The organism is Streptomyces sp. NPDC056480 (assembly GCF_042795405.1).
Taxonomy (GTDB): domain Bacteria; phylum Actinomycetota; class Actinomycetes; order Streptomycetales; family Streptomycetaceae; genus Streptomyces.
Window position 1 is genome coordinate 126,629 of record NZ_JBHTSA010000006.1, and the last position, 23,520, is coordinate 150,148.

Annotated in this window: 17 protein-coding genes and 2 pseudogenes; 7 read left to right on the plus strand and 12 right to left on the minus strand. The window is 71.4% G+C overall.

Annotated elements, in window-relative coordinates; all coding sequences use genetic code 11:
• The first annotated feature begins 189 nt into the window (after positions 1-189).
• From ACFQ79_RS05225 to ACFQ79_RS05235, 3 genes and pseudogenes are all read left to right on the plus strand, one after another.
• Complete coding sequence (locus tag ACFQ79_RS05225) at positions 190-2,187, plus strand: phosphatase PAP2 family protein (RefSeq protein ID WP_383579472.1); 1,998 nt, start codon at positions 190-192, stop codon at positions 2,185-2,187.
• Positions 2,187-3,141 (plus strand): annotated as a pseudogene (locus ACFQ79_RS05230) (YihY/virulence factor BrkB family protein). The gene ACFQ79_RS05225 and the pseudogene ACFQ79_RS05230 overlap by 1 nt, the downstream one beginning before the upstream one ends.
• A gap of 62 nt (positions 3,142-3,203) precedes the next feature.
• A complete protein-coding gene (locus ACFQ79_RS05235; RefSeq protein ID WP_383579473.1) occupies positions 3,204-4,070 on the plus strand; it encodes a phosphatase PAP2 family protein in 867 nt (288 codons plus the stop codon).
• A gap of 122 nt (positions 4,071-4,192) precedes the next feature.
• Here ACFQ79_RS05235 and ACFQ79_RS05240 read toward each other — a convergent pair whose 3' ends face one another.
• Both ACFQ79_RS05240 and ACFQ79_RS05245 read right to left on the minus strand, forming a co-directional pair.
• Entirely contained in the window at positions 4,193-5,320 is a 1,128-nt protein-coding gene (locus ACFQ79_RS05240) for a hypothetical protein (RefSeq protein ID WP_383579474.1), read from the minus strand.
• 504 nt (positions 5,321-5,824) lie between these two features.
• Positions 5,825-6,664, minus strand: coding sequence for an SDR family oxidoreductase (locus tag ACFQ79_RS05245; protein WP_383579515.1), 840 nt, complete (start codon positions 6,662-6,664; stop codon positions 5,825-5,827).
• 114 nt (positions 6,665-6,778) lie between these two features.
• Between ACFQ79_RS05245 and ACFQ79_RS05250 the strand changes: the two genes are divergently transcribed.
• Complete coding sequence (locus ACFQ79_RS05250) at positions 6,779-7,126, plus strand: winged helix-turn-helix transcriptional regulator (RefSeq protein ID WP_383579475.1); 348 nt, start codon at positions 6,779-6,781, stop codon at positions 7,124-7,126.
• 129 nt (positions 7,127-7,255) lie between these two features.
• Here ACFQ79_RS05250 and ACFQ79_RS05255 read toward each other — a convergent pair whose 3' ends face one another.
• Positions 7,256-7,933, minus strand: coding sequence for a response regulator (locus ACFQ79_RS05255; RefSeq protein ID WP_383579476.1), 678 nt, complete (start codon positions 7,931-7,933; stop codon positions 7,256-7,258).
• Positions 7,934-9,166 (minus strand): annotated as a pseudogene (locus tag ACFQ79_RS05260) (sensor histidine kinase).
• A gap of 208 nt (positions 9,167-9,374) precedes the next feature.
• On the opposite strand from ACFQ79_RS05260, the gene ACFQ79_RS05265 reads away from it, so the two are divergent.
• On the plus strand, positions 9,375-10,853 hold the full coding sequence (locus ACFQ79_RS05265; protein WP_383579477.1) for an alpha/beta hydrolase: 1,479 nt from the start codon (positions 9,375-9,377) through the stop codon (positions 10,851-10,853).
• Between the two features lie 38 nt (positions 10,854-10,891).
• Here ACFQ79_RS05265 and ACFQ79_RS05270 read toward each other — a convergent pair whose 3' ends face one another.
• The 5 genes from ACFQ79_RS05270 to ACFQ79_RS05290 all read right to left on the minus strand — a co-directional run bounded on the left by ACFQ79_RS05270 (position 10,892) and on the right by ACFQ79_RS05290 (position 18,491).
• Entirely contained in the window at positions 10,892-11,320 is a 429-nt protein-coding gene (locus ACFQ79_RS05270) for a pyridoxamine 5'-phosphate oxidase family protein (RefSeq protein WP_383579478.1), read from the minus strand.
• A 1,203-nt stretch (positions 11,321-12,523) separates the two neighbouring features.
• The gene (locus ACFQ79_RS05275) at positions 12,524-12,715 is read right to left on the minus strand and encodes a hypothetical protein (protein ID WP_383579479.1); all 192 of its coding nucleotides are present in this window, start codon (positions 12,713-12,715) and stop codon (positions 12,524-12,526) included.
• Positions 12,716-12,907: 192 nt separating this feature from the next.
• Positions 12,908-15,040, minus strand: coding sequence for an FG-GAP repeat domain-containing protein (locus ACFQ79_RS05280; RefSeq protein WP_383579480.1), 2,133 nt, complete (start codon positions 15,038-15,040; stop codon positions 12,908-12,910).
• Positions 15,041-15,363: 323 nt separating this feature from the next.
• On the minus strand, positions 15,364-16,608 hold the full coding sequence (locus tag ACFQ79_RS05285; protein WP_383579481.1) for an FG-GAP repeat domain-containing protein: 1,245 nt from the start codon (positions 16,606-16,608) through the stop codon (positions 15,364-15,366).
• Positions 16,609-17,039: 431 nt separating this feature from the next.
• Complete coding sequence (locus ACFQ79_RS05290; RefSeq protein WP_383579482.1) at positions 17,040-18,491, minus strand: competence protein CoiA family protein; 1,452 nt, start codon at positions 18,489-18,491, stop codon at positions 17,040-17,042.
• A 17-nt stretch (positions 18,492-18,508) separates the two neighbouring features.
• Between ACFQ79_RS05290 and ACFQ79_RS05295 the strand changes: the two genes are divergently transcribed.
• The gene (locus ACFQ79_RS05295) at positions 18,509-19,054 is read left to right on the plus strand and encodes a flavoprotein (protein ID WP_383579483.1); all 546 of its coding nucleotides are present in this window, start codon (positions 18,509-18,511) and stop codon (positions 19,052-19,054) included.
• 389 nt (positions 19,055-19,443) lie between these two features.
• On the opposite strand, the gene ACFQ79_RS05300 is transcribed toward ACFQ79_RS05295, so the two are convergent.
• Positions 19,444-20,418: a hypothetical protein gene (locus tag ACFQ79_RS05300; RefSeq protein ID WP_383579484.1), complete on the minus strand. Its 975-nt coding sequence runs from the start codon at positions 20,416-20,418 to the stop codon at positions 19,444-19,446.
• Between the two features lie 378 nt (positions 20,419-20,796).
• Here ACFQ79_RS05300 and ACFQ79_RS05305 point away from each other — a divergent pair, with 378 nt between their 5' ends.
• Positions 20,797-21,825 carry a hypothetical protein gene (locus ACFQ79_RS05305; RefSeq protein ID WP_383579485.1) on the plus strand — a complete coding sequence of 343 codons (1,029 nt, stop codon included), beginning with the start codon at positions 20,797-20,799 and terminating at the stop codon, positions 21,823-21,825.
• Positions 21,826-22,006: 181 nt separating this feature from the next.
• On the opposite strand, the gene ACFQ79_RS05310 is transcribed toward ACFQ79_RS05305, so the two are convergent.
• Together ACFQ79_RS05310 and ACFQ79_RS05315 are read right to left on the minus strand one after the other, a co-directional pair.
• Entirely contained in the window at positions 22,007-22,198 is a 192-nt protein-coding gene (locus ACFQ79_RS05310; RefSeq protein ID WP_383579486.1) for a ferredoxin, read from the minus strand.
• 14 nt (positions 22,199-22,212) lie between these two features.
• On the minus strand, positions 22,213-23,403 hold the full coding sequence (locus tag ACFQ79_RS05315) for a cytochrome P450 (RefSeq protein WP_383579487.1): 1,191 nt from the start codon (positions 23,401-23,403) through the stop codon (positions 22,213-22,215).
• Between the last annotated feature and the right edge of the window lie 117 nt (positions 23,404-23,520).

Here is a 23,520-nt window from a genome sequence, read left to right on the forward strand (position 1 = left end):
GACGCGGCCACGCCGATCGACAGAACGCACATCGGATTCGAGCCGGCCCGAGAAGCAGGGTGGGGGGGGCTTCCGCGGCGCCCCCACGGAAGAGCGGCGCGCGCGGCCGGTTCGGGGGGCCTCGCTCGGCCGGCGCGGACTTCGCCCGGCACAGACATCATCCTGCCGCGACGGGCAAAGCGGACTGTCATGACGACGCAGACGGACGCGGCCGCGAGACGTTCCCGGCTTCTGGTGTTGGTGCCGGCGCAGGTGAGCCTGATGGTCGGGCTGGGTCTGCTGGTGACCACGGATCCGCTGGCCGACCTGCTCACCCCCGTCGAGGACCGGGTCAGCCGCGCGTTCGCCGCCGGTCGCGCCCCCGTCGCCGACGCCGTCTCGGGCGGGCTGTCGGTGCTGGCCGGGACCGGGTCGATCGCCGCGGTGACGCTGCTCTGCGTCGCCGCACTGCTCCTCCTGCCGCGTTCACCCCGGTGGGCCGAGGCCGTCTTCCTCGGCGCGTCGGTCGCCGTTCAGTCGGCGGTGTTCCTGGTCGTGACCGTCTGCGTGCAGCGGCCCCGCCCCGCCGTGCCACACCTCGACGCGGCGCCGCCGACGTCGAGCTTCCCGTCCGGCCATGTCGGGGCCTCCGTCGCTCTGTTCGGGGGGCTGGCCCTGCTGGCGCTGACCCGTACGAGAGGCCCCCGGCGGTACGTCGCCGTGGTCGCTCTGCTGCTCGTCCCCTCGCTGGTGGGGCTGTCGCGGCTGTACCAGGGCATGCACCACCCGACCGACGTCGTGGGCGGACTGGTCAACGGTGCGCTGACGCTTCTGGTCGTCGGCTCGGTGTTCCTGGCCAGACGAGCGCCGGACGGCGCCGACGACGACCGCAGCCGCCGCCGGTCCTCTCCCGGCGCGGCGCCGATTGCACCCCCGGGCAGGCGGCCGGCCGGTCGGGTCGTCGTCGTCCGCCATCCGCACGCCTGCGACGACCGGCTCGCCACCCGTGTGCGCGCCGTCCTGGAGGCCCACGGTCATCGGGATCAACGGTGGACAAGGACCACGGTCGAGTGGCCGAGCGGTGACCTCGCCGCAGCCTGTTCCGGCCCGGCACAGGGCGCCGCAGCCTGTTCCGGCCCGACGCCGGGCGGGGCAGCCCGCTCCGGCCCGGCGCCGGACGGGGCCGCCCGCTCCGGCCCGGCGCCGGACGGGGCAGCCCGCTCCGGCCCGACGCTGGGCGGGGCCGCGTCGGTCCCCGTCGACCTGGTCGTGGCCTGCGGAGGAGACGGGACCGTACGAGCCTGTGCCGACGTGGTGGCCGGGACCGGGATCGCGCTCGCGGTGGTCCCCTGCGGCACCGGGAACCTCCTCGCCCGCAACCTGGGGCTCCCCCTGGACCCGGCGACGGCCCTGGAAGAGGCCTTGGGCGGGGACTGCTTCGGCATCGACCTGGGGCGTGTGCGGGGCGACCGTCTCCGGCCCACGCGGTTCACCGTCATGGCGGGGGCGGGCTTCGACGCAGCCATGGTCCGCGACGCGTCCCCGCGACTCAAGGCGCGGCTGGGCTGGGCCGCGTACCTCCTCGCGGCGGCCCGGCACCTCCGTGATCCCCGCACCCGCGTGACGATCCGGGTGGACGGCGGGCGGCGGCGCCGCCACCGGGCCCGCATGGTCGTCGTCGGCAACGTCGGCACACTGCAGGGCGGAGTCGAACTCCTGCCGGGGGCGCGCGCCGACAGCGGGCAACTGGACGTCGTGCTGTTCGACCCTGAGGGCGCGGCCGGGTGGCTCGCCGCGACCGGGCACCTGATGTCCCGGGCCGTGCGCCCGCGCTCCACGGAGCCGCGGCAGAAGCCGCGAACCGTGGCCGCCACGGCGGAGGCCGGCCGACGATCCGTCGCCCGCGGCGCTCTGACGTACTACCGCGGCCGGCGCGTCGACATCCGCTTCGCCGGGGCGCTGCCTCGCGAGATCGACGGGGACGCCCTCACCGACGGCCGTCGGCTGACCGTGGAGACGGAGCCGGGCGCGCTGCGCGTACGGCTGCCTCGTGCTCCGGGATCCGCCGCGACGCCGCCCGCCGCCCCGACCCCGCACCGTACGGCGAGGAGCGACGGGACGCCCCGCGCCGCCGGCGCCCCGGAACGTGCCGCCCCGCCCGACGTCCTCGCGCCGCTCGCGCCGGGGCACACACAGTCAGGATCATGATGGGCACCGCCACGCGTGTACCGCAGAGACGTGACGTCCAGGGCGAGGAACTCTCCGGCGACGAGGCGTGGGCCGCGCTGCGCCGCTACGGGGGCTGGCGGCTGGCCCGGGACTCCTTCGTGCGGTTCCGCTACGCCGACGGTTTCAGCCACTCCCGCGCTCTGGCCCTGCAGACCGTGCTGTCCATCGTGCCGCTGGCCATCGCCGCCATCGGCCTGTCGAGCGTGCTGCACACCGAGGACATCGGCCGTGTCGCAGAGCTGACGATAGGCCGGATCACCAGCGGTCCGAGCCGGCAGCTGGTCGACGACGCCCTGCGCGAGAGCCGTAACCACGCCGACGACGGCGGCCAGGCGGCCCTCTGGCTGGGGCTGCTCTTCTCCCTGGTGAACGTGACGACCAGCCTGTGCCAGGTGGAGCGGGGCGCCAATCGCATCTACGGGAACGAGCGCGACCGGCCGTTCCTCCACAAGTACGCCCGGGGGCTGGTGATGGCCGCGCTCGCCGGGGTTCCCGCTGGGGCTCAGCTTCGTCGTCACGGTCCTCGGCAGTGACCTCACGCACGCGTTCGCGGAGGTCTACCACCTCGGGGCCGGCACCGTTCGGGCCTGGGAGGTCCTGCGCTGGCCGATCGGGATCCTGCTGGCCGTCCTGGCGACCAGCGCGATCTTCCGCCTCTCGCCGCGCCGCGCCCAACCGGGCTACACCTGGCTCGCCTTCGGTGCCGTCGTCCACCTGTTCCTGTGGATCACGGCGACCTGGGCCCTGAGCCTGTACGTCGGCGCGAGCGGCTCGTTCACCACCGTCTACGGACCCCTGAGCGCGATCATCTCCCTGCTGCTGTGGTCCTACCTGACCTCGTTGGCCCTCTTCCTCGGCCTCGCGTTCGCCGCACAGCTGGAGGCCACGCGCGCGGGCGTGAAGGAGCCCGTGGACCGGGACCCCGGAGTGTGACCGCATCTCCCACGAGCCGATCGCGGCTCGCCCACACGACACGTAAGGAAGTCGGCCTCCCCATGGCACAGCGCACCACGCGAGTCCGAAAGCCCGGCGTCCTGGCCCTGCTCCCCCGGCACCGCGGTGCCGACGCGACCTTCGGGACGCGACTCGTCCTGGCGGCGATCGCCACCGCCGTGGTGGCCGTCCCCTTCGCGCTCGCCCTGGTCCTGGTCGAGTCCCGCTGGCCGCCGCTGTACCGGCTCGACCGGACCACGGCGGAGCGGCTGCACGAGACCGCCCTCGAACACCCGGGCTGGGTAGGCTTCCTGGAGTTTCTCACCAGTTACGTGTGGGACCCGGTCGTGATGCGCCTGCTGGTCGCCGTCGTGGTGGTGTGGCTGCTGACACGCCACGCGTGGCGGCTGGCCGCCTGGGCCTCCGTCACGGCGGTGGCCGGCGGTCTGATCGGCCTGCTGACGAAGCACGTGGTCGAGCGTGCCCGCCCGCACCTGCCGGATCCGGTGTCCCATGCTCCCGGCTTCTCCTTCCCCTCAGGTCACGCGATGACCGCCACCACCTCCTGCGCCGTCCTCCTGCTGGTCCTGCTTCCCCTGGTGCCCCGGGAGTGGCGCCTGCTGCCCTGGGCGCTCGCGGTGACGGCGGTCCTGGGAGTCGGGTACACGAGGGTCGCGCTGGGGGTGCACTGGGTGAGCGACGTCGTCGGGGGGTGGCTGCTCGGCGTCACCATCGTCACAGCGACGACGCTGGTCTTCGAAGCCTGGCGGCTCGACAGCGGGCGCGGACGCACGACGCCCGTACAGGGTCTGGAACCCGAGATCTCCTCGACCGCACCGGAACCGCCCCTGGCCCTGCGCCGCCCTCCGGTTCGCTCGGACGAGCCGCGCGAGCAGCACGAGCCGCGCGGCACGCATCGATCCGGTTGACCACGGGCCCACGCTTTACAGGCCGGTGGGCCCGAGGACGGTCGGCACACGGCACCTCCGCACGCCGTCGCCGCCGTCCACGAGGCCGAAGCGGCTCCGCCCGGATCCCTAGATGTGCCCGGTCAGCGGCGGACGCCCGCGTACGCCGACGGGGAGATGCCGCCCTCCGCGCCCTGGGCGCCGCCGACCGTCCACACCCGGCCGGCCGCGTCGGTCGCGGCGCCGTAGAGGTAGCCGGCTCCGCGCGGGTTCTCCGTACGCTTGAGCAGGCCGTCGGGTCCGAGCGTCAGGACGTAGTTCCCGGCCGGGTTGACGTCGGGGTTCATGGTCTCCCCCACGATCACCGGGCGGCCGGAGCCGTCGAAGGCGATGTCGAACAGCTGGCCCGTCTCGGCGGGCGTGGGGACGGTGGACCAGGTGCGGCCGTCGAAACGTATGACGACGGGACGGCGCCACAGGTTCTCGTCCCGCATGTGGCCGACGGCCCAGATGTCGTTCGCCGACCGCCGCTCGATGCCGTCGAACATGGCGCCGTCGAGCTCGCTGGGCAGCTTCTGCTTCGTCCACGACGTGCCGTCGAACCTCGAGACGCCGTCGCCGATGGCGAGGACGACCCCGCCGGGGCCCACCTCCAGCTGGGAGACCCAGGCGAGCCCGGTGTCGGCCGGCAGCCGGGTCCAGCCGCCGCTGCCGTCCGCCCTGCCGCGGAACAGGGCCGGCTGGTACTCGCCGCTCGCGTCGGTGTATCCGCCGTGCACCCAGACCGCACCGCGCGCGTCCACGTCGACGGCCGACAGCGACGTGCCCTCCGCCCCCTTCGGGAAGGGCAGTTCGACCGCCCTCCAGGCCTTGCCGTTCCAGTGCTGGAGCAGGGCGCGCCCCTGGTCCCAGTCGTCCTCGCCGACGGTTTCGTGACGGGTGCCCACGGCCCACACCTGGTCGGGCGCGCCGACGGCGAGGTCCTCCAGGCGGCCGTGCTCGGCGGGCTGCGGGGGCGCCTGCCAGCGGGTCCCGGTCCAGCGCAGCGCGACCGGCGCGAAGGGCCGGGTGGTCGCGTCGTCGTGCTTGCCGACGGCCCAGGTCGCGCCGCCGGCGGTCTCGACGTCGAACAGCACGCTGCCGCTGCTGCCCGGCGGGCTGACGTTGCGCCAGTTCTGGGGCTCCGCGGCGGCGGGGGCCGCGGCGACGGCGACGAACGAGGCGAGGCCGACGGCGACGGCGGTGGCCGCACGGGGCAGGGAAAGGTTCATGGCGGGATTCCTCGCAGGGAGTCGGGTGTCGTACGTGTCTCACCCCTTTGACGCGCCGACCCACGGGAGATGTTTCATACGTCTTCGAACCAGCTCGGGCCAGGACGCGTGCACGGGTCGGAAGGGGCGGCGGGGGCGGTCAGCGGCTGAGGTGAGCTCCGCCCGCCGGACGGGGGCGGCGAGAACGGAAGGGTGGGGAAGGTGGCCTGTGCCGCCTTCGTCGAAGCGGCCCGCCTCGGCAAGGACCTCGGGCGCGGCGGTCGTGGTTCTCGCCGCGTTCCCTACGCTCGCCCGGTCCTTGCTTGATGGCCCCGCCCCAGAGGGGCCCCGGACGGTACGCCCCGAGACGAGCGACGCGTTCGTCGAGACCGCGGGCTTGGTGCCACCCGGCCTCACCGCGTGACGGCCTCAGCGCGTGACACCCTCACCGCGTGACGTCCTCACCCGGCCGCCGCGGCGGCCGCAGTCCCGGCAGTCGCGGCAGCCGCGGTGGTCCGGCCGACCTCAGCGGAACGCGGCGATGTTGCGGGCCGCCCAGTCGGCGAACCGGCGCGGGGCGCGGCCGATGACCTGCTGGACGTGCGGGCTGACGCGCAGCTCGGCCGGGCGCGGGGAACCGAGGATGTCCAGGGTGTCGTCGGCGAGTTCGGCCGGCATGCTCCGGGCCATGGCGGCCTTGGCCTCGTCGCGGGTGAGCTCGTCGAACCGTACCGGCGAGCCCAGCACGGCGCCGATGGCCTCGGCCTGTTGGCGCGGCGTGATGACCTCGGGTCCTGTCAGCTCGTACACGCCGCCGGCGTACCGGTCGTCCAGCAGGCATGCAGCCGCCACCTCGGCGATGTCCGCCGGGTCGACGACCGGCACGCCGACGTCACCGTAGGGCGCTGCGACGACCCGCCGCGCTCGGACGGACGGGGCCCACCACAGGGCGTTGGAGGCGAAGCCGCCCGGCCGTAGGACGGCCCACTCGACTCCCGACTCCCGCAGGGTGTCCTCCACCGCGCGCAAAGCGACCCGTGTAGGGCCGAACGGCCGGGTCGCCACGCCCTGTGAGGACAGCAGGACGATCCGACGGACCCCGCTGGCGGCGGCTTTGCCGATGATGGAGGCCGGGGTGGCTCCGGTGGCATGCAGATCACCGGAGAGCAGCACGAACAACGCCTTCGCACCGGCCAGCAGGGGCGCGAGGCCCGCCGGCTCGGCCAGGTCCGCCACGACATGGCGGACGCCGTCCGGAACCGCCGCCGCATGCCGCGAAACCGTCGTCACTTCTTGGCCCGCCTCGACCAGCGCCCGCGTCAGCGGCCGCCCCACGTTCCCGGTAGCCCCGGTCACCACGATCATGATCAGCTCCTGATTCCGTCGTCCTGTGTCGGTCTTCACGCTAGACATGGGGCTAACCTTCAGTAAGGGCATACCTTGAGGTAAGCCCATGACGGGGCGGGAGGCGCGCAGCTCATGCAGGCCGAGACAGGCAGGGCGTATGAGGTGTTTCACACGGACTGCCCTGCGCGCGCGGCGGTCGACCACGTGACCAGCAAATGGGGCGTGTGGGTGCTGATCTCCTTGCGGGCCAACGACCTCCGCTTCTACGAGCTGCGCGAGAGCATTCAGGGCATCAGCGAGAAGATGCTCGCCCAGACCCTGCGCACACTCGTGGAGGACGGCCTCGTCTGGCGGAATGTCCAGCCGACCACGCCGCCCCAGGTCACCTACGGACTCACGGAGTTCGGCCACGACGTCGGCGAACCCCTGAAGGAGCTACTCGACCGGATCACACGCCGGCTGCCACCACGCGAGGCGTGACGGCCCGGGGCGCAGTACCGCGCACGTGGGAGATGACTCCAGGGAACCTTCGCTGCACGGCCCTGCAGGAGCCTCACCGGGGTGGCAGTGGACACACCCGAGATGGTCGTCCGGCCGGCTGGTGGGCGGTCATTGCTCTGCGTCGCGGACCAGGAGTGCGATCTGCACCCGGTTGCCGACCGCCAGCTTGGCAAAGAGGTTGCCTGTGTGCGCCTTGACGGTCGCGATGCTGATGGACAGCCGCTCGGCGATCTCCGGGTTGCCCAGGCCGTCCGCGATGGCCCGGGCGGTGTCGAGTTCTCGTTCGGACAGCGCGGACAGTTGTCTCCGCGCGGCTTCGCGGGACGAGCGGCGGGCCTCGGCGGACTGCGGTCCGGTGGCTGCGGCGATCACTCGTGCCGTGGCCGCCGGCGACAGCGCAGGGTTTCCGTCCGCGACTGTCCGCACCGCGTCGAGAATCCGCGCCGGCGGGGTGTCCTTCAGGACGAACCCGAGGGCTCCGGCGCGCAGCGCGCCGAGCACCAGATCGTCGGAGTCGAATGTGGTCAGCATGAGCACCCGGGGCGGCGCCGGCCGGTTGAGGATTTCCCGGGTCGTGCTGAGACCGTCACGACCGGGCATCCGGATGTCCATCAGCACGACGTCCGGCCGCTGCTCGTCCACCACGGTGATCGCGGCGTCCCCGTCGGCCGCCTCCGCGACGACGGTCAGGTCCGGTTCACCGTCGATGACGAGTCGTAGCGCAAGGCGCACGAGTTGTTCGTCGTCGACGATGACGACACGCACCGGCTCCCGCTCGCTGTCCACTCAGCTTCTCTTTTCGTGGTCGTGGTCGTGGTCGTGATCGTGATCGTGGTGGTGGTCGTGGTCGTGGTCGTGGTTCGGCCAGGGCAGGTGCGCGGTGAGGGCGTATCCGCCGTCGGGTGTCGGGTGGTGGATGAGTTCTCCACCGGCGAGGGTGATGCGTTCGGCGAGGCCGAGCAGGCCGAAACCTGATTCCGGCGGTCGAGTGGTCGTCGTGGTGGCCGGGGAGTTGTGGACGCTCACGTGCAGTTCGTCGTCGGCCGTTCGCTCGACGGCGATGTGTACGTGGGAGCCGGGGGCGTGTTTGGCCGCGTTGGTCAGTCCTTCCTGGACGACCCGGTAGCAGGTCCGTCCTGCGACGTCGGACGGCTTTCCCGTCACCGTGGTGGTGAGCGTGACGTCGAGTCCGGAAGTACGGGCGTCGGCCACCAGCTCCGGGATGCGGTCGAGGGAGGGCTACGGCGGTTCCAGGCGGTCCGGGTCGGCGCGGAGCACACCGAGGACGTCTCGTAGTTCTTCCAGGGCTTGGTGGGAGCCGTCGGCGATGCCACGGATCAGCATGCGGTTCTCCTCTGGGGTGAGGTCGCCACGGTGGTCCAGGACTCCGGCCTGCAAGGCGACGAGGGAGATCCGGTGCGCGAGCACGTCGTGCATCTCCCGGGCGATACGTTTCCGTTCAAGGGCCCGTGCCTGCGCCGCCCGTGCGGCCTGTTCCCGTTCCGCGCTCTCTGCCCGCTCTCGCAAGGACCGCACCTCGACGCGCCGTGCGCCGATGGCCACGCCCATGGCCGCCGCGATGACCGCGCTCAGTGCCGGGAGTGCGAGTTGGAGCCAGATCGAGCCGGGAGGGCTCTGGATCGGGTAGAACGCGAAGGTGAGTTGGGACGCGGCCACGTAGACGAGCGCGACGGCACCGATCTCCGCCGGACGGCGACGCGTGGAGATCGAGCACAGGGCCATGAGCGCGGCACCGGTGGCGAGTGTCGCCGCGCCCGAGGCGATGGCGACCGCCATGGCGACGGCGAACGGGAACCGTCGCCGCCACAGGAGCGCCGTCAGGCAGCCGAGAGTCACCAGCGGATCACCGGTCACCAACCAGGAGCACGTGTCCGCCGCGCACCCCCGCGGCAGCGCCGCACCGGTGGAGACCCAGAAGGGGATGCCCAGTGCCGCGGCCGCCACCAGCCGCCATGTCTGCCGCCACCCCCCGAACCGTGGCGCGACGTCCGTGTCCATCCGGTCATTGTCGCGAACCCGTGCCGCCGGTGCATCGCGCCCGAGGACGCTCCCGCCCTGGCCCAGAGTCGTATCACCGATTCGACGCAGGTCTAGGGCGAGTCGGGCCGACGGGCCGATGCGTCGATGACGCCGGCGGACCAGACTCGTTCGTGTCACCCGATCGTTCCGGCGCGCGACGTCGTGCGCCTCTTCAGGAGGACACCAGATGCGTAGAACCCTGTCCCTCGCCCTCGCGGGCATCGCGGTCGCTGCGGCCGCGATGTCGGGAGCGTCGGCGACGGCTCCGGATACGGTCAGGGCCACACCGGACGGCCTGCGGTGGGGCCCGTGTCCCCAGGAGGCCGCGTCGCGGAACGCCGACGCGCCCCGTCTCGAGTGCGCGACGCTCGACGTCCCTCTGGACTACCGCGATCCCGGCGGGCGGCAGATCGAGATCGCCGTCTCCCGTCTGGCGAGCAAGGACCCTTCGAAGCGCCGCGGTGTGTTGCTGACCAATCCGGGCGGCCCCGGTGTCTCCGGGGTGGACTACCCGGCCCTCCTCCCCGGCGCCGGGCTGCCGAAGGGCGTCCTCGACTCGTACGACGTGATCGGCTTCGACCCGCGTGGCGTGGGCCGCAGCACGCCGGTCACCTGCCACCTGACACCGCAGCAGCAGGCACGCGGCAACTTTCCGCCGTACGCGCACACCGCGGCCGACGTCGCCGAGGAGGCGCCGTACGCGCGGACCATCGCCGAGCAGTGCGCCACGTCGCGGACGGCGTGGATGCTGCCGCACACCACCACCGCGAACACCGCGCGCGACATGGACCGCATCCGGGCGGCACTGGGCGAGCCGAAGACCTCGTACTTCGGTTCCTCCTACGGCAGCTATCTCGGCGCGGTGTACACGACGCTGTTCCCCGAGCGCAGCGACCGGATCGTGCTCGACAGCAACATGGGCCCCGGCGGCTACGATCTGGCGAGCTTCCGCCTGCTCGGCCGCGGAATGGAGGACCGGTTCCCGGACTTCGCGGCGTACGCGGCCGCGCACCCCGAGTACGGCCTGGGCACCACACCGAAGCAGGTGACCGCCAAGTTCTTCGAACTCGCGAAACGGCTGGACGCCGAGCCGGTCGGCGGCATCGACGGAACAGGGCTGCGCGGAGTGACGTTCGAGAACCTCTACATCGAGGGCTTCATGCCCAAGCTGGCCGCGGAATGGCAGTTGCTGGACAAGGGCAAGCCGCTGCCGACTCCGGCGCCGATCTCGGAGAACTTCCTGGCCAGCCACTTCTACGTGACCTGCGGTGACTCACGCTGGCCCGGCAGGGTACGGGACTACCAGCGCAACGCCGCGATCGACCGGCTGGCGTACCCGATGCTGGGCGGCACCACCGGAAACATCAAGCCCTGCGCGTACTGGCCCGACAGCCGGGTCGAGCCCCCGGTGCGGATCGGTGACCGCGGCCCGTCGAACGTCCTGATGGTGCAGAACGAACGCGACCCCGGGACACCCCTGGTCGGCGCCATGAAGACGCGTCGGGCGTTCGGCGACCGGGCCACGATGGTGACGGCCGACCAGGGCGGACACGGCGTCTACCCGTTCGGCCGCAACACGTGCGCGAACGACACGGTGACAGCCTTCCTGACCGACGGACAGCTCCCGGCCGAGGACCTCGCCTGCGCGGCGGAGCCGAACAAGTAACCGGAGCGAACAACAGGTTGTCGCGGCGGTAGGCGCACTCAGTACATGTAGCGGCTTACGGTCTCCGGGTGCAGGACCAGACGAACCCAGTCCGCAGCCAGGATCCTTGCGAGGTCCTCGGCACGGGTTGGGTCGTCGAGGTTCCAGTAGCGGGCGGCCAGGCGGGCTGCCAGGTCGTGTGCTCCGTCGGGCTCCACCGTGGTGCGGCCGGCGATCGACAGCCAGCGCTCGCGTTCACCCACCGGGGCGGCGACGACGATGGAGGCGCGGGGGTCGCGGCGCAGACGCCGCACCTTGAGCGTGTCCGGACCCGTGAACAGCTGGATCGTGTCCTCGGAGGTGACCTCGAACCACACCGGCCGGGGTTGCGGCGGGAGTGGCCCTCCGGCCACGGACAGGAACCCGTACAGGGGCCGTCGGAGGAACTCCAGGTCCTGGACGGTCAACGAATTGGCATCGGTGCTCATCACACGGTCCTTCCGGTAGCTGGGGGACGGTTACGAGGTGGCTGAAGGAGGCGAGGGCGATGTACCGCAGGGCCGAGTCCCACCCTCCGGGGTCGGACTGGTCGAGCCGGGTCCGGCTCGACCGGGAGGCAGCGCGGACCGGTGCGCCGCACGGCCTGAGCCGGGCGGCGATCCGCCGGCCGATCTTGTCCGATGACCGAGGACGAGAGTGACGCCCTTACCCATGACGTCCATTCAACAGGGCGGACCGGACGATCCTGTAGGACGTCGCTGCTTGCGGCGGTTCCTGAGCCCCGCGCTACGCGGGGATACTGCCCGCGCTACGTGGGGATACTGCTGTGATGCTGTTGACGTGCATCGCTGAGATGGCGGACAGCGCCTGGTACTGGAGCCGGCTGGCCGTCGGGTGGAGTGGGAGACCGACACCTGGTGGCTGAGCGCGGAGGACGAGGACAGGATGTCGTTGTCCGTCGCCACCGTGGTGGCCGCCTTCGAGCGGACGGCTTCAGCCATCCCGGTCCGTATCCGCGGGCGATGCGATCCCGGGGCCGCGACATTCTAGGTGTGGCATGACGAGCGGGCGCCGGTCAGCTCCGTTGCTCGACGGAATCGCTGACCGGCGGATCGTTGCCTCTCAGCGGCGCCTACGAGCTTTCCGATTCCGGTGGAGACGGGGCCCACACGCGCTTGCGGCTCCGGAGCGCGAGCGGTTCGTACACCGCTTGCCGACCGAGGCCAGGTCCTCACCCCGATGCCGCGGCCGCCCCGGCCCGCCCCGCCACGCCACGCCACGCCACGCCCACCGACGGGACCTCGGAGCGCGGCTCCGAGTTCCACACCCGCCGCCGGTCCGGGTGCGGGCGGCGAAGGTGCCGTCGCCCTTGCCGAGGTACAGCCAGAGGACGCCGACCGTGTCACGGGCGACCAGGTCGGAGAACCGGTCGCCGCCGACGTTCCCGGCCGCGACGATCCTGTCGCAGGCGTCCCAGCCGGGTCCCGTGTTCCGCGCGGGCGCCGGTTCCACGTGTGCGTACTTGCGTGCTGGAGCGCTTCGCGGCTGTCGAGCGTCTACAGGATGTCGTTGCCCCGGAACGAGGATGTCGGGCGAGCCGGTGTCCAAGAAGTCGTGCGGTGTCCCACCGGTGTCGACGGTGAGGGCGCCCGTCCGATGGACCGACCGCTCGGTGCCGTAGACGGTCGCCGTCATGCGCCAGGTGCAGGCGCGCCGTTGTAGGCGGCCGTGAAGCCGTCGAGGAGGCCGTTCCACCGGATGACGGCACGCCCGGCGCCCGTGTCCTCCTTGAACGTCTGCGTCTCTCCGGAGGCAATGTGCGTCAGCTCCAGGCGCACCGACGTCACGTCCGTCGTCTCGGAGACCTCCCACGCGAAGTCCACGTCGCCCCTCGTCGTACGGAAGTCCGCGCGCCGTGGCACCGACTGCTTCAGGACCTCGAGCGCGACGGGCGTGGCGGTCGGGGTGACTCGTGCCTCCTCGAAAGGTCGCGCGTCGGTCCGGGGCGACGTATCTGCAGGGGCTGCGTCGGCGGGATGGTCCGGGTGACCGTCCCGCCGACGCCTCGCCGACCGTCAGAACGCGGTGCCTCCCAGAAGGGCGTAGCCGTAGGCCTCGCTGCGGGCCGCGAACGGGGTCTTCCAGTCGCCGGTTCCCTTGTAGACGTACGGGACGCCGCCCCCGGCGGTGAGAGCGATCAGGTCGGGGCGGCCGTCGCGGTCGGCGTCGCCGAAGCCGACGACGTCGGAGTAGGTGTTCCAGCCGCCACCGATCCTCGTCCGGGCGGCGAAGGTGCCGTCGCCCTTGCCGAGGTAGAGCCAAAGGACGCCGGCCGTGTCACGGGCGACGAGGTCACCGGCCGGGCCGCCGCCGATGTTCCCGGTGGCGACGAGCTTGTTGTACACACCCCAACCGTGGCCGGTCCTGACGCGCGGGGCGAAGGGCGCGTTCGCGTTCCCGGTGCCCTTGTAGAGCCAGAGGTCGCCGGCCTTGTCGGTGGCGACCAGGTCGGCCCGACCGTCGCCGGTCAGGTCACTGCCACCCGCCAGCCGGTGGTAGATCTGCCACCCGCCGCCGACCCTCACCCGGGGCGCGAGGGCACGGCCCGTGCCCTGGTGGAGCCAGAGGACGCCGTTCGTGTCGCGGGCGAGTACGTCGGAGTGGGCGGCGCCGGCCACGTCACCCGGAGAGAGGAGCGCGTCGTAGATGTTCCAGCCGGTGCCGAGCGGCTCGGAGGGGCGGACGGGCCAGGCCCCGAGGGGCGTGCTCGTGTTGTAGAGGGACAGGTGGCCAGCGGGCTCCCGCACGAGCAGGTCCGGGGTGCCGTTGTCGTTGAAGTCGTGCGGGACGGTCTTGCGGGCGACCGTGAAGGCGCCGGTCTTCTGCACGGCCGGGCCTATGCCGCCGAAGGGTTCGGCCGTCAGCCGCCACGTGTACTCGCCGTTGGGGGCGGGGACGCCGTCCTTGTAGTGGCCGACCCTGGTCCAGTTGGCGGCATACATGCCGTCCCAGTGGAAGCCGACGACGTTCCCCTCGTAGCGGCCGACCCTGGGCTTCCACGTCTTCCCGGTCGCGGTGTGCACCAGCTCGATGCGCGTCTCCCCCGCGTAGCTGCTGAGCTTCCAGTTCAGCAGGACCGGCCCGGTCTCGCGGTCGAAGTCGATCGTCTCGGCGATGCCGTGGCTCAGCGGCTTCAGCGTGGTGGACTCGCCGGTCGACGCCACGAGAGTGACGGCCGGCCGGGCGCCGTCGGCGCCGGGGGCGATCCGGTAGAGGCCCTCGTCGTGCTCGAGGGTCCCGCCCCGCGCCATCTGCGTTCCGTCGGGTCCGGAGGAGGAACTCGTCGTGTGTTCGAGGAGCTTGACCGTCTCACCGGTCGCCAGGGAGCGCGCGTACAGGGCGAACCGGGGGTTGATCCAGCTGCCGCCCGGGGAGTTGGTGAACTGCCGGTACGTCAGCCAGTCGCCGACCAGCTCGATGGCGACGGGGTTCGTTGTGCCCACGTCGTGGCGGACGGTCTCGTCGGTGCCGCGCCGGGTCACGGCCACCTTCGTGGTGGTCGAGTCCTTGCCCACCTCGACCCAGGCGATGTGGGTGGCGGACAGGGCGGTGGTGGTCACCGACGTCGCGGGCGTCTCGTACTCCTCGACGACCGTGTGGGCGGCGATGTCGACGACGGCGGCGCGGTGTCGCTTCACCCCGTCGACGGTGCCCGTGTACCGGATCACGGCGCTGCTGGGCGAGTCCATGTTGAAGGCGGTGAGCACGGTGTCCGCGGGCAGCCCGGTCACCGTGTGATCGACCAGGACGCCCTCTCGCAGGCCGATGACATGGAGGTCGGTGCCGCCGGTCGCGTTGGCCTTCTTCGTCACGATGTCGGTGCCGGCGAACCCCGCGACGGCGTGACCTCCGCCGAGGGGGTTGATGTCGATCACCACCGGCTCGGCGCCGGTCCCCATGTCGTACAGCGTGAAGACACCGTTCTCGGCGCGCGACAGGACGTCCGTCCGGTCGGCCCACCCGGGCCTCTCGGGGAGGACGGTCGAGACGCCGTCCGCGAACCGCGTCCAGCGCCAGACGCCCGGGGATCCACTCTGGAAAGTCAGAAAGCCCGTCGGGCCTACGTTCACCACTACGGCGTCGACCGGGAACGGGACCTCCTGGCCGGTCGACTGCGCGGGGGCGGTCACCGCGCCGGTCGTCGCCATGACCGGTCCACCCGTCGCGGGTCCAACCATGACCGGTCCACCCGTCGCGGGTCCAACCATGGCCGGTCCAGCCATCGCGGGTCCAGCCATGACCGGTCCACCCATCGCCGGACCCGCCATCGCCGGTCCCGCTGTGAACGTGCCCGTCATGAACGTGCCCGCTGTGACGCCGAGCGTTACGGCGACAGCGGCGGTGAGCGGGCGTCGGGTCATGTTTGCGTGTGCCAAGGAAATGATCTCTCTCCGGAGGGCCGGGCGCGGAGGTCTCCGCCGCGCCCGGGTGATGTCTGGAACTGCGGTCGACAGGTCGGTTGGGCGACCGGTCAGAACAGGGTGAACGTCCCTGTGCCCACGTTGTCCGGGCTGTAGACCGAGCGCCTGGGGCCGAAGGGGGTGTCCCCGTCGCCGGTTCCCTCGTAGTAGGCGAAGGTCTCGAAGCTGCCGCCCATGACTCCGTGCGTGACGAGGTCGGGCGTGCCGTTCCTGTCGATGTCGCCGACGCCGACGATGTCGCTGTACCGGTCCCAGCCACCGCCGATACGGGTGCGGGCGGCGAAGGTGCCGTCGCCCTTGCCGAGGTAGAGCCAGAGGACGCCGGCCGTGTCACGGGCGACGAGGTCACCGGCCGGGCCGCCGCCGATGTTCCCGGTGGCGGTGATCTTGTTGTAGACACCCCAGCCGTGGCCGATCTTCCTGCGCGGGGCGAAGGGGGCGGTTCCGTTCCCGGTGCCCTTGTAGAGCCAGAGGTCCCCGGCCTTGTCCGTGGCGACCAGGTCGGCCCGACCGTCGCCGGTCAGGTCGCTGCCGCCCGTCAGCTGGTGGTAGGTCTGCCACCCGCCGCCGATCCTCACCCGGGGCGCGAGGGCACGGCCCGTTCCGGAGTAGAGCCACAGGGCGCCCGTCCGGTCCCGGGCGACGAGGTCGGCGTACGGCGAGGCGTCGAGGTTCCCTGGGGCCGCGACCCGGTCGTAGGTCTGCCAGCCCGTGCCCATGACCACGGGCGTCCGCCGGTAGCCGATGTTGGCCATGTAAAGGGACTGACGGGCATCGTAGTTGAGGAGGCGGCCCGCGCTGTCCTTGACGAGGAGGTCCGGGACACCGCTGTCGGAGAAGTCGTGCGGGGCGGCCTTGCCGGCGACTTTGAGGGTGCCGGTCCGCTCGGCCGCCGGACCAACACCGCTGAGCGGCCGTGCGGTCATCTTCCACGTGTAGTCGCCCTTGAAGGCTGAGGACATGTCGTCGAACATGCCCGTCCAGGTCGTCCCGGTGACGTGCGGCCGGTCGAGGTGGACCGGCTCGGCAGTCCAGCGCTTCCCGGAGGCCTTGTGGGTCAGGACCACCTGGATCACCGCCGCCGCGTCGAACTCCCACACCAGAGTGGCGTCCTGGCCGCGCGAGAAGTCGACGACGGTGGGGATGGGGGCGAGCGCGTGGTCCTTGACGCCGAGGTCGGCGGTCCCACCCGTCGCCGCTGCTGCGGGGACGGCGGTCAGGGTGCCCGCGGTGACGGCGAGGGCGCCGGTGACGGCCGCGGCGAGACGGCGACGGGACGTACCTGCTCGGGACAAGAAGGTGGTTCCTTTCCGGAAGTGCGGGCGTGGCGTGTCACGTCACGCCCGCATGACTCATGGAGGGCTCGAATGGTTGTACGTCGACATTCGAGTGGATCGATCGACTCGACCAGATCAGGACGATCCGGTCGACACGATGGACCTTGCCGAGTCGAGCCGGCAGACCATGCGCGTCCCGGAGCTTCATGGGCCACGTCGGCGACCTCGACAAGCCCGTCATGGGCGCGCGTCATGACAGAGCTGGAGCAGATGGTCGTCTCCGAACTCGCCGACGAGGAAGGGTAGTCACACAGTCGCCCCGATACCTCCTCACTGGCAGCCCGGGCGACCGAAAGCGGGCGCCGGCCACGAGCGGAGACGGCAGCGCGAGGCGGAGCCTGGAAAGCCGGCCCTCTCAGTGGCGCTTCCGACCGGTCCGGTCGGTGAGATCAGGAGGAGACGGCGTAGCGGCCGGCTCGGATCCGCTCGCAGCGGGCGCGGTACTCGTCGAAGCGCTCGCGCCGTTCGTCCGAGGCGAAGAGCAGAGGCAGGCTGACGTCCAGGAGGAAGTCCTGGCAGGGCAGCGACTGGGGCATGGGGTCGAAGACGGCCAGCAGGGTTCCGGCGTCGTCGACCAGGGGGATGCCGGAGGAGTACCGGGCGTCCCCCACACTCCAGCCCACTGTCACACGGGTCCGGTGCATCTCCGCCACCTGGTCCATCGCATCCTCGAGGCCGGGCAGCCCGGCCGAGTGCCGCACCAGAGCCCCTCGGGTGTGGTCGCCGCGCGCCAGGAGCTCGGCCTCCTTCGCATCGAGGCGCGCCCATCCGCACCGTTCGGCCCGAAGCTCCCCCTCGTCCGCGGCACGCTGCCGCTGCTCGTCCTCCCGCAGCTTCTCGGCCTCCGCCGAGAAGCACCGTGGCGACGCCCACAGCGTCTCGACCACCTGTTCACTGAACCGCTGCGGGCTCTGCGGAGCGCGTGCCAGGAGACGCGACGTGAGGATTCCGCGTATGAACTCGGCGAGCCGGATGGACGGCTCGGGGTGCCAGTAGGTGCCGCGGAACCGAGCGACCGGCCCGGCCGCCATCAGTTCATCTCCTTGGCGGATGAGTTGAACGGAGGGGACCGCACCCAGCCAGGGGATACGGCTGCGGTCGCTGAACCAGCACACGCGCACGCCGTCGGAGTTCATCCTTGCGGTCCGGGCGCGTATCTCGTCGACGGTGATGCCGGCCAGCTGCGCCTCCAGGGCGACGCGGCCACCGGTCGCGGAGGAGGCGAGTACGTCCGCCCGCCAGCTGCCGTCCGGCCCGCTCACCTCGAGCTCGGCCGTCCACCCTGCGGCTCGTGCCGCCTGGGCGAGCTCGAGCTTGAGCAAGTGGTGCGCCATGGACTCCTCGGACAGCGTGCACGCCGGCGAACCCGGTGCGTGGGCGAAGAACCTGAGACCCAACGACGACTTCTTCGCGTGCATTCCGTGGCCGCACTCCGGGCACGCCAGCGAGACGGGAGGCTGCACACGGTGAATCGCGGTCCAGGCCCAGCCGCACCCGAGGTCAGGCAGCGTGGCATCCAGGCGCCCACGATCCGGATGCACAGCGGTGAAGCTCATCGGTATCCCCCCAGCAGCGTCACAGGCCCTTGGCCACGGTGTCATGTGGTGTGGGAGAGCGCCATGCACCCGTCCGGGCGGCGAGGGCGGCGCCCCGGTGGGTGAGCAGCTCCGCAGGGGCAGTGGTGTTGGAACTTCAGGCGGACGAATCGTGTCTCGAATCCCGTCTCGAATCGCGTCTCGAATCCCGTCTCGAATCCCGTCTCGAATCCCGTCTCGAATCGCGTCTCGAATCGCGCGAGATGGGTTCGAACCGGACTCCCCCCGGTTCGGGAGCGCTTCCATATGATCGGATATGGATCATGAGCACTAGGATCCTGTACCTGTTCAGCAGCGCGGCCACACCCGTCTTCGACGTCGCCCGGGTCATCGAGGAGGCCCAGGCCGACGGCTGGGATGTGTGTCTCGGCCTCACGCCGACCGCCGCGCGCTGGCTCAGCGAATCCTTGGACGGTCTGGCCGTGCTCACCGGCCACCCGGTCAGGTGGGACTACCGCATGCCGGGTCAACCGGACCTCTGGCCCGAGCCCGACGCCATCGTGGTCGCGCCGGCGACCTTCGGCACGGTGAACGCGTGGGCCCTCGGGATCACGGACAAGTGGCTTGTCGGCGTTGTCGCCGAAGGCATCGGAAAGAACATCCCGATCGCCGTCATGCCGTGCGTGAACCGGGCCTACACCGCACATCCTCAGTGGGACCGGTCGCTCGAGACGCTCAGGAGCGCCGGTGTCCGGGTGGTCTACGGGGAGGGTGGGTTCATGCCGAACGAACCGGGGCAGGGCGACCCGGCGGCGTACCCGTGGCAGGCAGCTCTGGGGGCGGTCGCCGACGTCCTGGGGCGGGCGTAGTCGCGCATTCGCCCCGTCGCGGCCAGGGGCACTGCTCGTCCGAGGGTCAGGCCCCCGGCAAGAGGTCGAGGCCGACCAGCGGCCTGGTGTGAGCTCTTCCCGCCGTCAGCGCCACCCCTGGGGGGGCTCCTGTGCGGGGCGGCTCGGGCACGCGACCGATCGCCACCACCGAGACCGCCGGCCCCTGCTCGGGGAAACAAGGGGCCGGCGGCAACCGATGGGGCGCCCGTGGTGCGCGCCGCTCTCATGACGTTACGAGCCCGGCCTCGCCGACGCAGCTTCTGATGGGGCACCAGTGGTGATCCGGTCGCCAGGCCTCCCCGGTACCGGCCTACCAGGTTCTGGCGGGGGGGCGATGGCTCCGTCCGGCCTGTCTCGTGTGGGTCGAGTCAGGGAACGCGTACGGGACGAGGAAGGCTCCCGGGCACCGCTCCGAGGCCTTCCGGTTCCTCCCCGGCCTCTCCCCCGAGGCCTGCCGCCACGTCCCCGACTTCCGCCCCGTGGCCCTCTGGCGCGCCGAACCACGCCACCGCGACCGCGCCCACGACCGCGAGGGCGAAGCCGAGGACGGCGAGCCAGGCGAAGCCCGGACGTGAGGCATCGCCCAGCCACCACACCCCGATCATGCCGGGGAGCACCGTCTCGCCCACCACCAACGCTGCCGTCGCCCCGTTCACCGAACCGATCTGGAGCGCGACGGTGTGCAGGTACATGCCGCCGATCCCGGCGACGAGAATCGCGTACAGCGCCGGGTCGGCAAGGAGCGTGCCGAGGTCGAAGGGGTCGACGCCGTTCAGGATCCGCACCCCGACACCCAGCGCGCCGAAGCCGAGTCCGGAAAGCAGACCGGCCAGGATCGCCGCCCGCGCACCCAGGAGCCGTACGAGGACTGTGCCGCCCACCATCAGGAGCAGGGCGATCGCGAGCAGCCACCAATGCGTGGCGAGCTGAGTGTGCCCGCTGCCCTCCGGGCCCGCGGCGCTCGCCAGGAGTACGAGCGCGGAGCAGACCACGCCGATCGATGTCCATTCCGCACGGGTGAGTCGGATGCCGAGCAGCCGGACGCTCAGAACCGCCGTGACGACCAGATTCGCGCTGATCACGGTCTGGGAGAGGAACAGCGGCAGCAGCCGGGCCGCCAGCGCCCCGAGACCGAAGCCGATGAAGTCCAGGATCGTGCCGACGACGAACTCCCAGGTCGTGGCCGCCTTCGCCGTGGAGGACAGACTCGGCCCCCCGCGGTCCGTGAGCCGGCCCGCGGCCGCGTCTCGCCGGGCGGACTTGCGCGATCCGACGGCCTGCAGGACGGATCCCGTGCCGTAACAGATCGAGGCGGCGATGGCGGTCAGCAGTCCTATGAGCACCGAGTGGCTCCGTTCCGGAAGGGTTGGTACGGACTGCCAGACGTGTCATCGGGCGTCGAAGTTGCCTCCCGAAGCCACCCGGTGTGCATCTGCCCCATCAGCCTCGTTCCGGGTTGCCGCCGAGCCCCCCTGTCCACGGCTTCCCCTCATCCGCGGCTCATCCGCGGCCGACGGAGCAAGTGGACGAAGAAGTCCGCGATGCAAGCGGAAGAAGGGGTTCCGGCAGCGGGTAGCGGTCGGGGCGAAAGCGTCCGTGCTCGCGCGGCCGCTCGCCGAGACGGGGCGGGACCATACCGGCTTCATGCGGCAGAGAGGACGGGCCGACGGTCAGTGCCTCTTCTTACGCCGGATGTCAGTGCCTCTTCTTATGCTGACGCCATGAAGATCACCAAGCTGACACTTGCGGAGGCCTGGCAGCGGACGGCCGCCGGACACACCCTGCTCCATGAGGTCGAGCTGCCGCCCGTGGCGCTCTCGGAGGACGAGCTGGAGGCGTGTGCCGAACGCGCCGAGGAGGCGGCGGAGGACGGCCTGTGTCTGCTGCTGGACGAGGACGGCACGGTGCGTGGCCATCACGGCGCCTACCGGGAGGTCTTTGTGACCCGAGACCTCGAACAGGTGCTCTACCTGATCGCCGAGGCCGCGATGAGCCGGCACGGCGGCAGCCCCGAGGAGACGGCAGTCGCGCTGGGCCGGATCGATCCGGCCTGGGGCAGACGGTTCCGCAGTGGCGGCCTGGACGACACGGCGGCGGTCGAGGAGTGCGGACGCGACCCGTTGGAGGGCCTTGCCTGGATAGCCAAGTCCTGGCGCAACCAGGATCCGTACACGAATCTGTCCTTCTTCCGCGCGGCACCGGGGCAACCCGTCGACGCCGAGCGGCTGGCCTTGCTGTACGGGGCCGCCCCGGCGCAGGTCGCAGCCGGCACGCGTCTGAAGGACCTCCAGGCCGTGGACGGTGGCCGGGCCCACTGGGACCGCCAGTGGGAGAGTTGCTGCTTCGGGCAGGCGGGCGGGTGGACGTACCTGCTGCACCACGACACGCCGCCGGGGGCCTACGCCGACAAGGAGGCGTACGCCGCGCTCGGGATCAAGGAGAGCGTCTGGCTGGCCGCCACCTCCGCGAAGGCCATCTACACCTTCGACTACACGCGGGACGGCCGCCGCGTCGACGACGACTGGGGCATCCTGGAGCTGATCTGGTACGAGCGCGGCCACGCTCCCTATCTGCGGGGCGGCGAGCTGGACTTCCTCAACCAGGCGGTACGGCGTGCCGAGCTGGACCACCCCGAACTGAGCAACACGTTCGAGCTGTACTTCCACGCCTTGGAGGAATCCCTCGGTCTACGTCTCCCGCGCCGGGACTTCGCGGAGGGGGAAGTGAGGGCCGCGTACTGGGCCGAGTAATCGAGTCATGAGGGCCCGATCTGGCGGGTCAGGACCGACGCCGGGCCCTCTGCCCTTGTCTCGCCTTGTCTTGCCTTGCCTTGCCTTGCCTTGCCTTGCCTTGCCTTGCCTTGCCTTGCCTTGCCTTGCCTTGCCTTGCCTTGCCTTGGCTTGGCTTGGCTTGGCTTGGCTTGCCTCCTGCCTAGCCCTCGACGCTGATCGCGCGGACCGGACAGGCACGGGCGGCCTCGCGGACCAGCGGGCCTCCGCCACCCCCGTCCCGGCCCGGCACCACCTTCCCGAAGCCGTCGTCGTCCTGAGTGAAGACATCCGGGGAGGTCAGGGCGCACTGCCCGGCGCCGATACAGAGTTCCCCGTCGATGGAGATGCGCATCCCGTGCGGTCCTCTCACCATGTCACGGGGAGCTCGAGCATCCCCTGGATCGTGTCACCGGGCTTGAACGGGATCTCTTCGGCGGGGACGGCCAGCCGCAGCCCCGGAAGCCGGCGGAGGAGCGTCCCGAGCGCGATCTCCATCTCCGCGCGGGCCAGGTTCTGCCCCAGGCACTGATGGATGCCGAAGCCGAAGGCCAGGTGGTGCCGTGCCGAGCGCGACCAGTCCAGGGCGTCGGGATCGGTGTAAGCGGCGGCGTCCCGGTTGATGACGGAGGTCGAGAAGACCACGCCCTCCCCCGCGCGGATGATCGTGCCGCCGATCTCCACGTCCTCGCGTGCGACCCGCAGAAGCCCGTCCGCGATCGACAGGAACCGCAGCAGTTCCTCGACCGCCACCGGTACGAGACCGGGATCCGCCTGGACTTCGGCCAGCCGCTCGGGGTGACGCAGCAGTGTGTACGTACCGAGGGAGATCATGTTGGCGGTGGTCTCGTGCCCCGCGATCAGCAGGATCGTGGCGAGTTGCACCAGCTCCTCGCGGTCGGGCCCGCCGTCCTCCGACTGCCGGACCACCAGGTCGTCGAGCACGCCGTCGCCGGGCTTGCGCCGTTTGCGTTCGATCAACTCGCCCAGATAGCCCTCGAGCTGGGCGAGCGCGTCCTCGGTGTCCTGGCCCGTCGGTCCGCGGAGCAGCCGGGCGGACTGCTCCTCGAAGAAGTCGTGGTCCTCGTACGGGACTCCGAGCAGGTCGCAGATCACGATCGAGGGCACCGGCAGCGCGAACGCGCTCACCAGTTCGGCCGGCGGGCCGGCGGCCTCCATCGCGTCGATGAGCCGGTCCACGGTCTTCTGGATGCGCGGGCGCAGCCGCTCGGCGCGCTTGAGGGTGAAGCTCGGGATCAGCATCCGGCGCTGGACGTTGTGCTCGGGATCGTCCCAGCCGAGCAGCGCCGCGCGTCGGCGGCGGCGTACGGCCGAGGCCCGCTCGGTCGTCAGCGGGAAGTCGGGCCGGGTGGAGTCGGTGGACAGACGCGGGTCCGAGAGCAGTGCCCGGCCGGCGGAGTGTCCGCTGACGAGCCACACGGAGCGCCCGTCCCACAGGGTCACCCGCGACAGTGGGCGCTCCTCGCGCAACGGGTCATAGGCGGTGGGCGGGTGGTAGGGGCAGGTCCGGTTCTGGGGGAACGCCACGGCTTCCGTCATGGGGGCCTCGCAAGGGGCGAATCGGCGGCTTCGAGAATGATGCCGTCTCCACTACATGCCTCAGGCACCTATCTGGTCTACGCACAGTTCGGCCAATCCACCGGAACGGGGGCATCC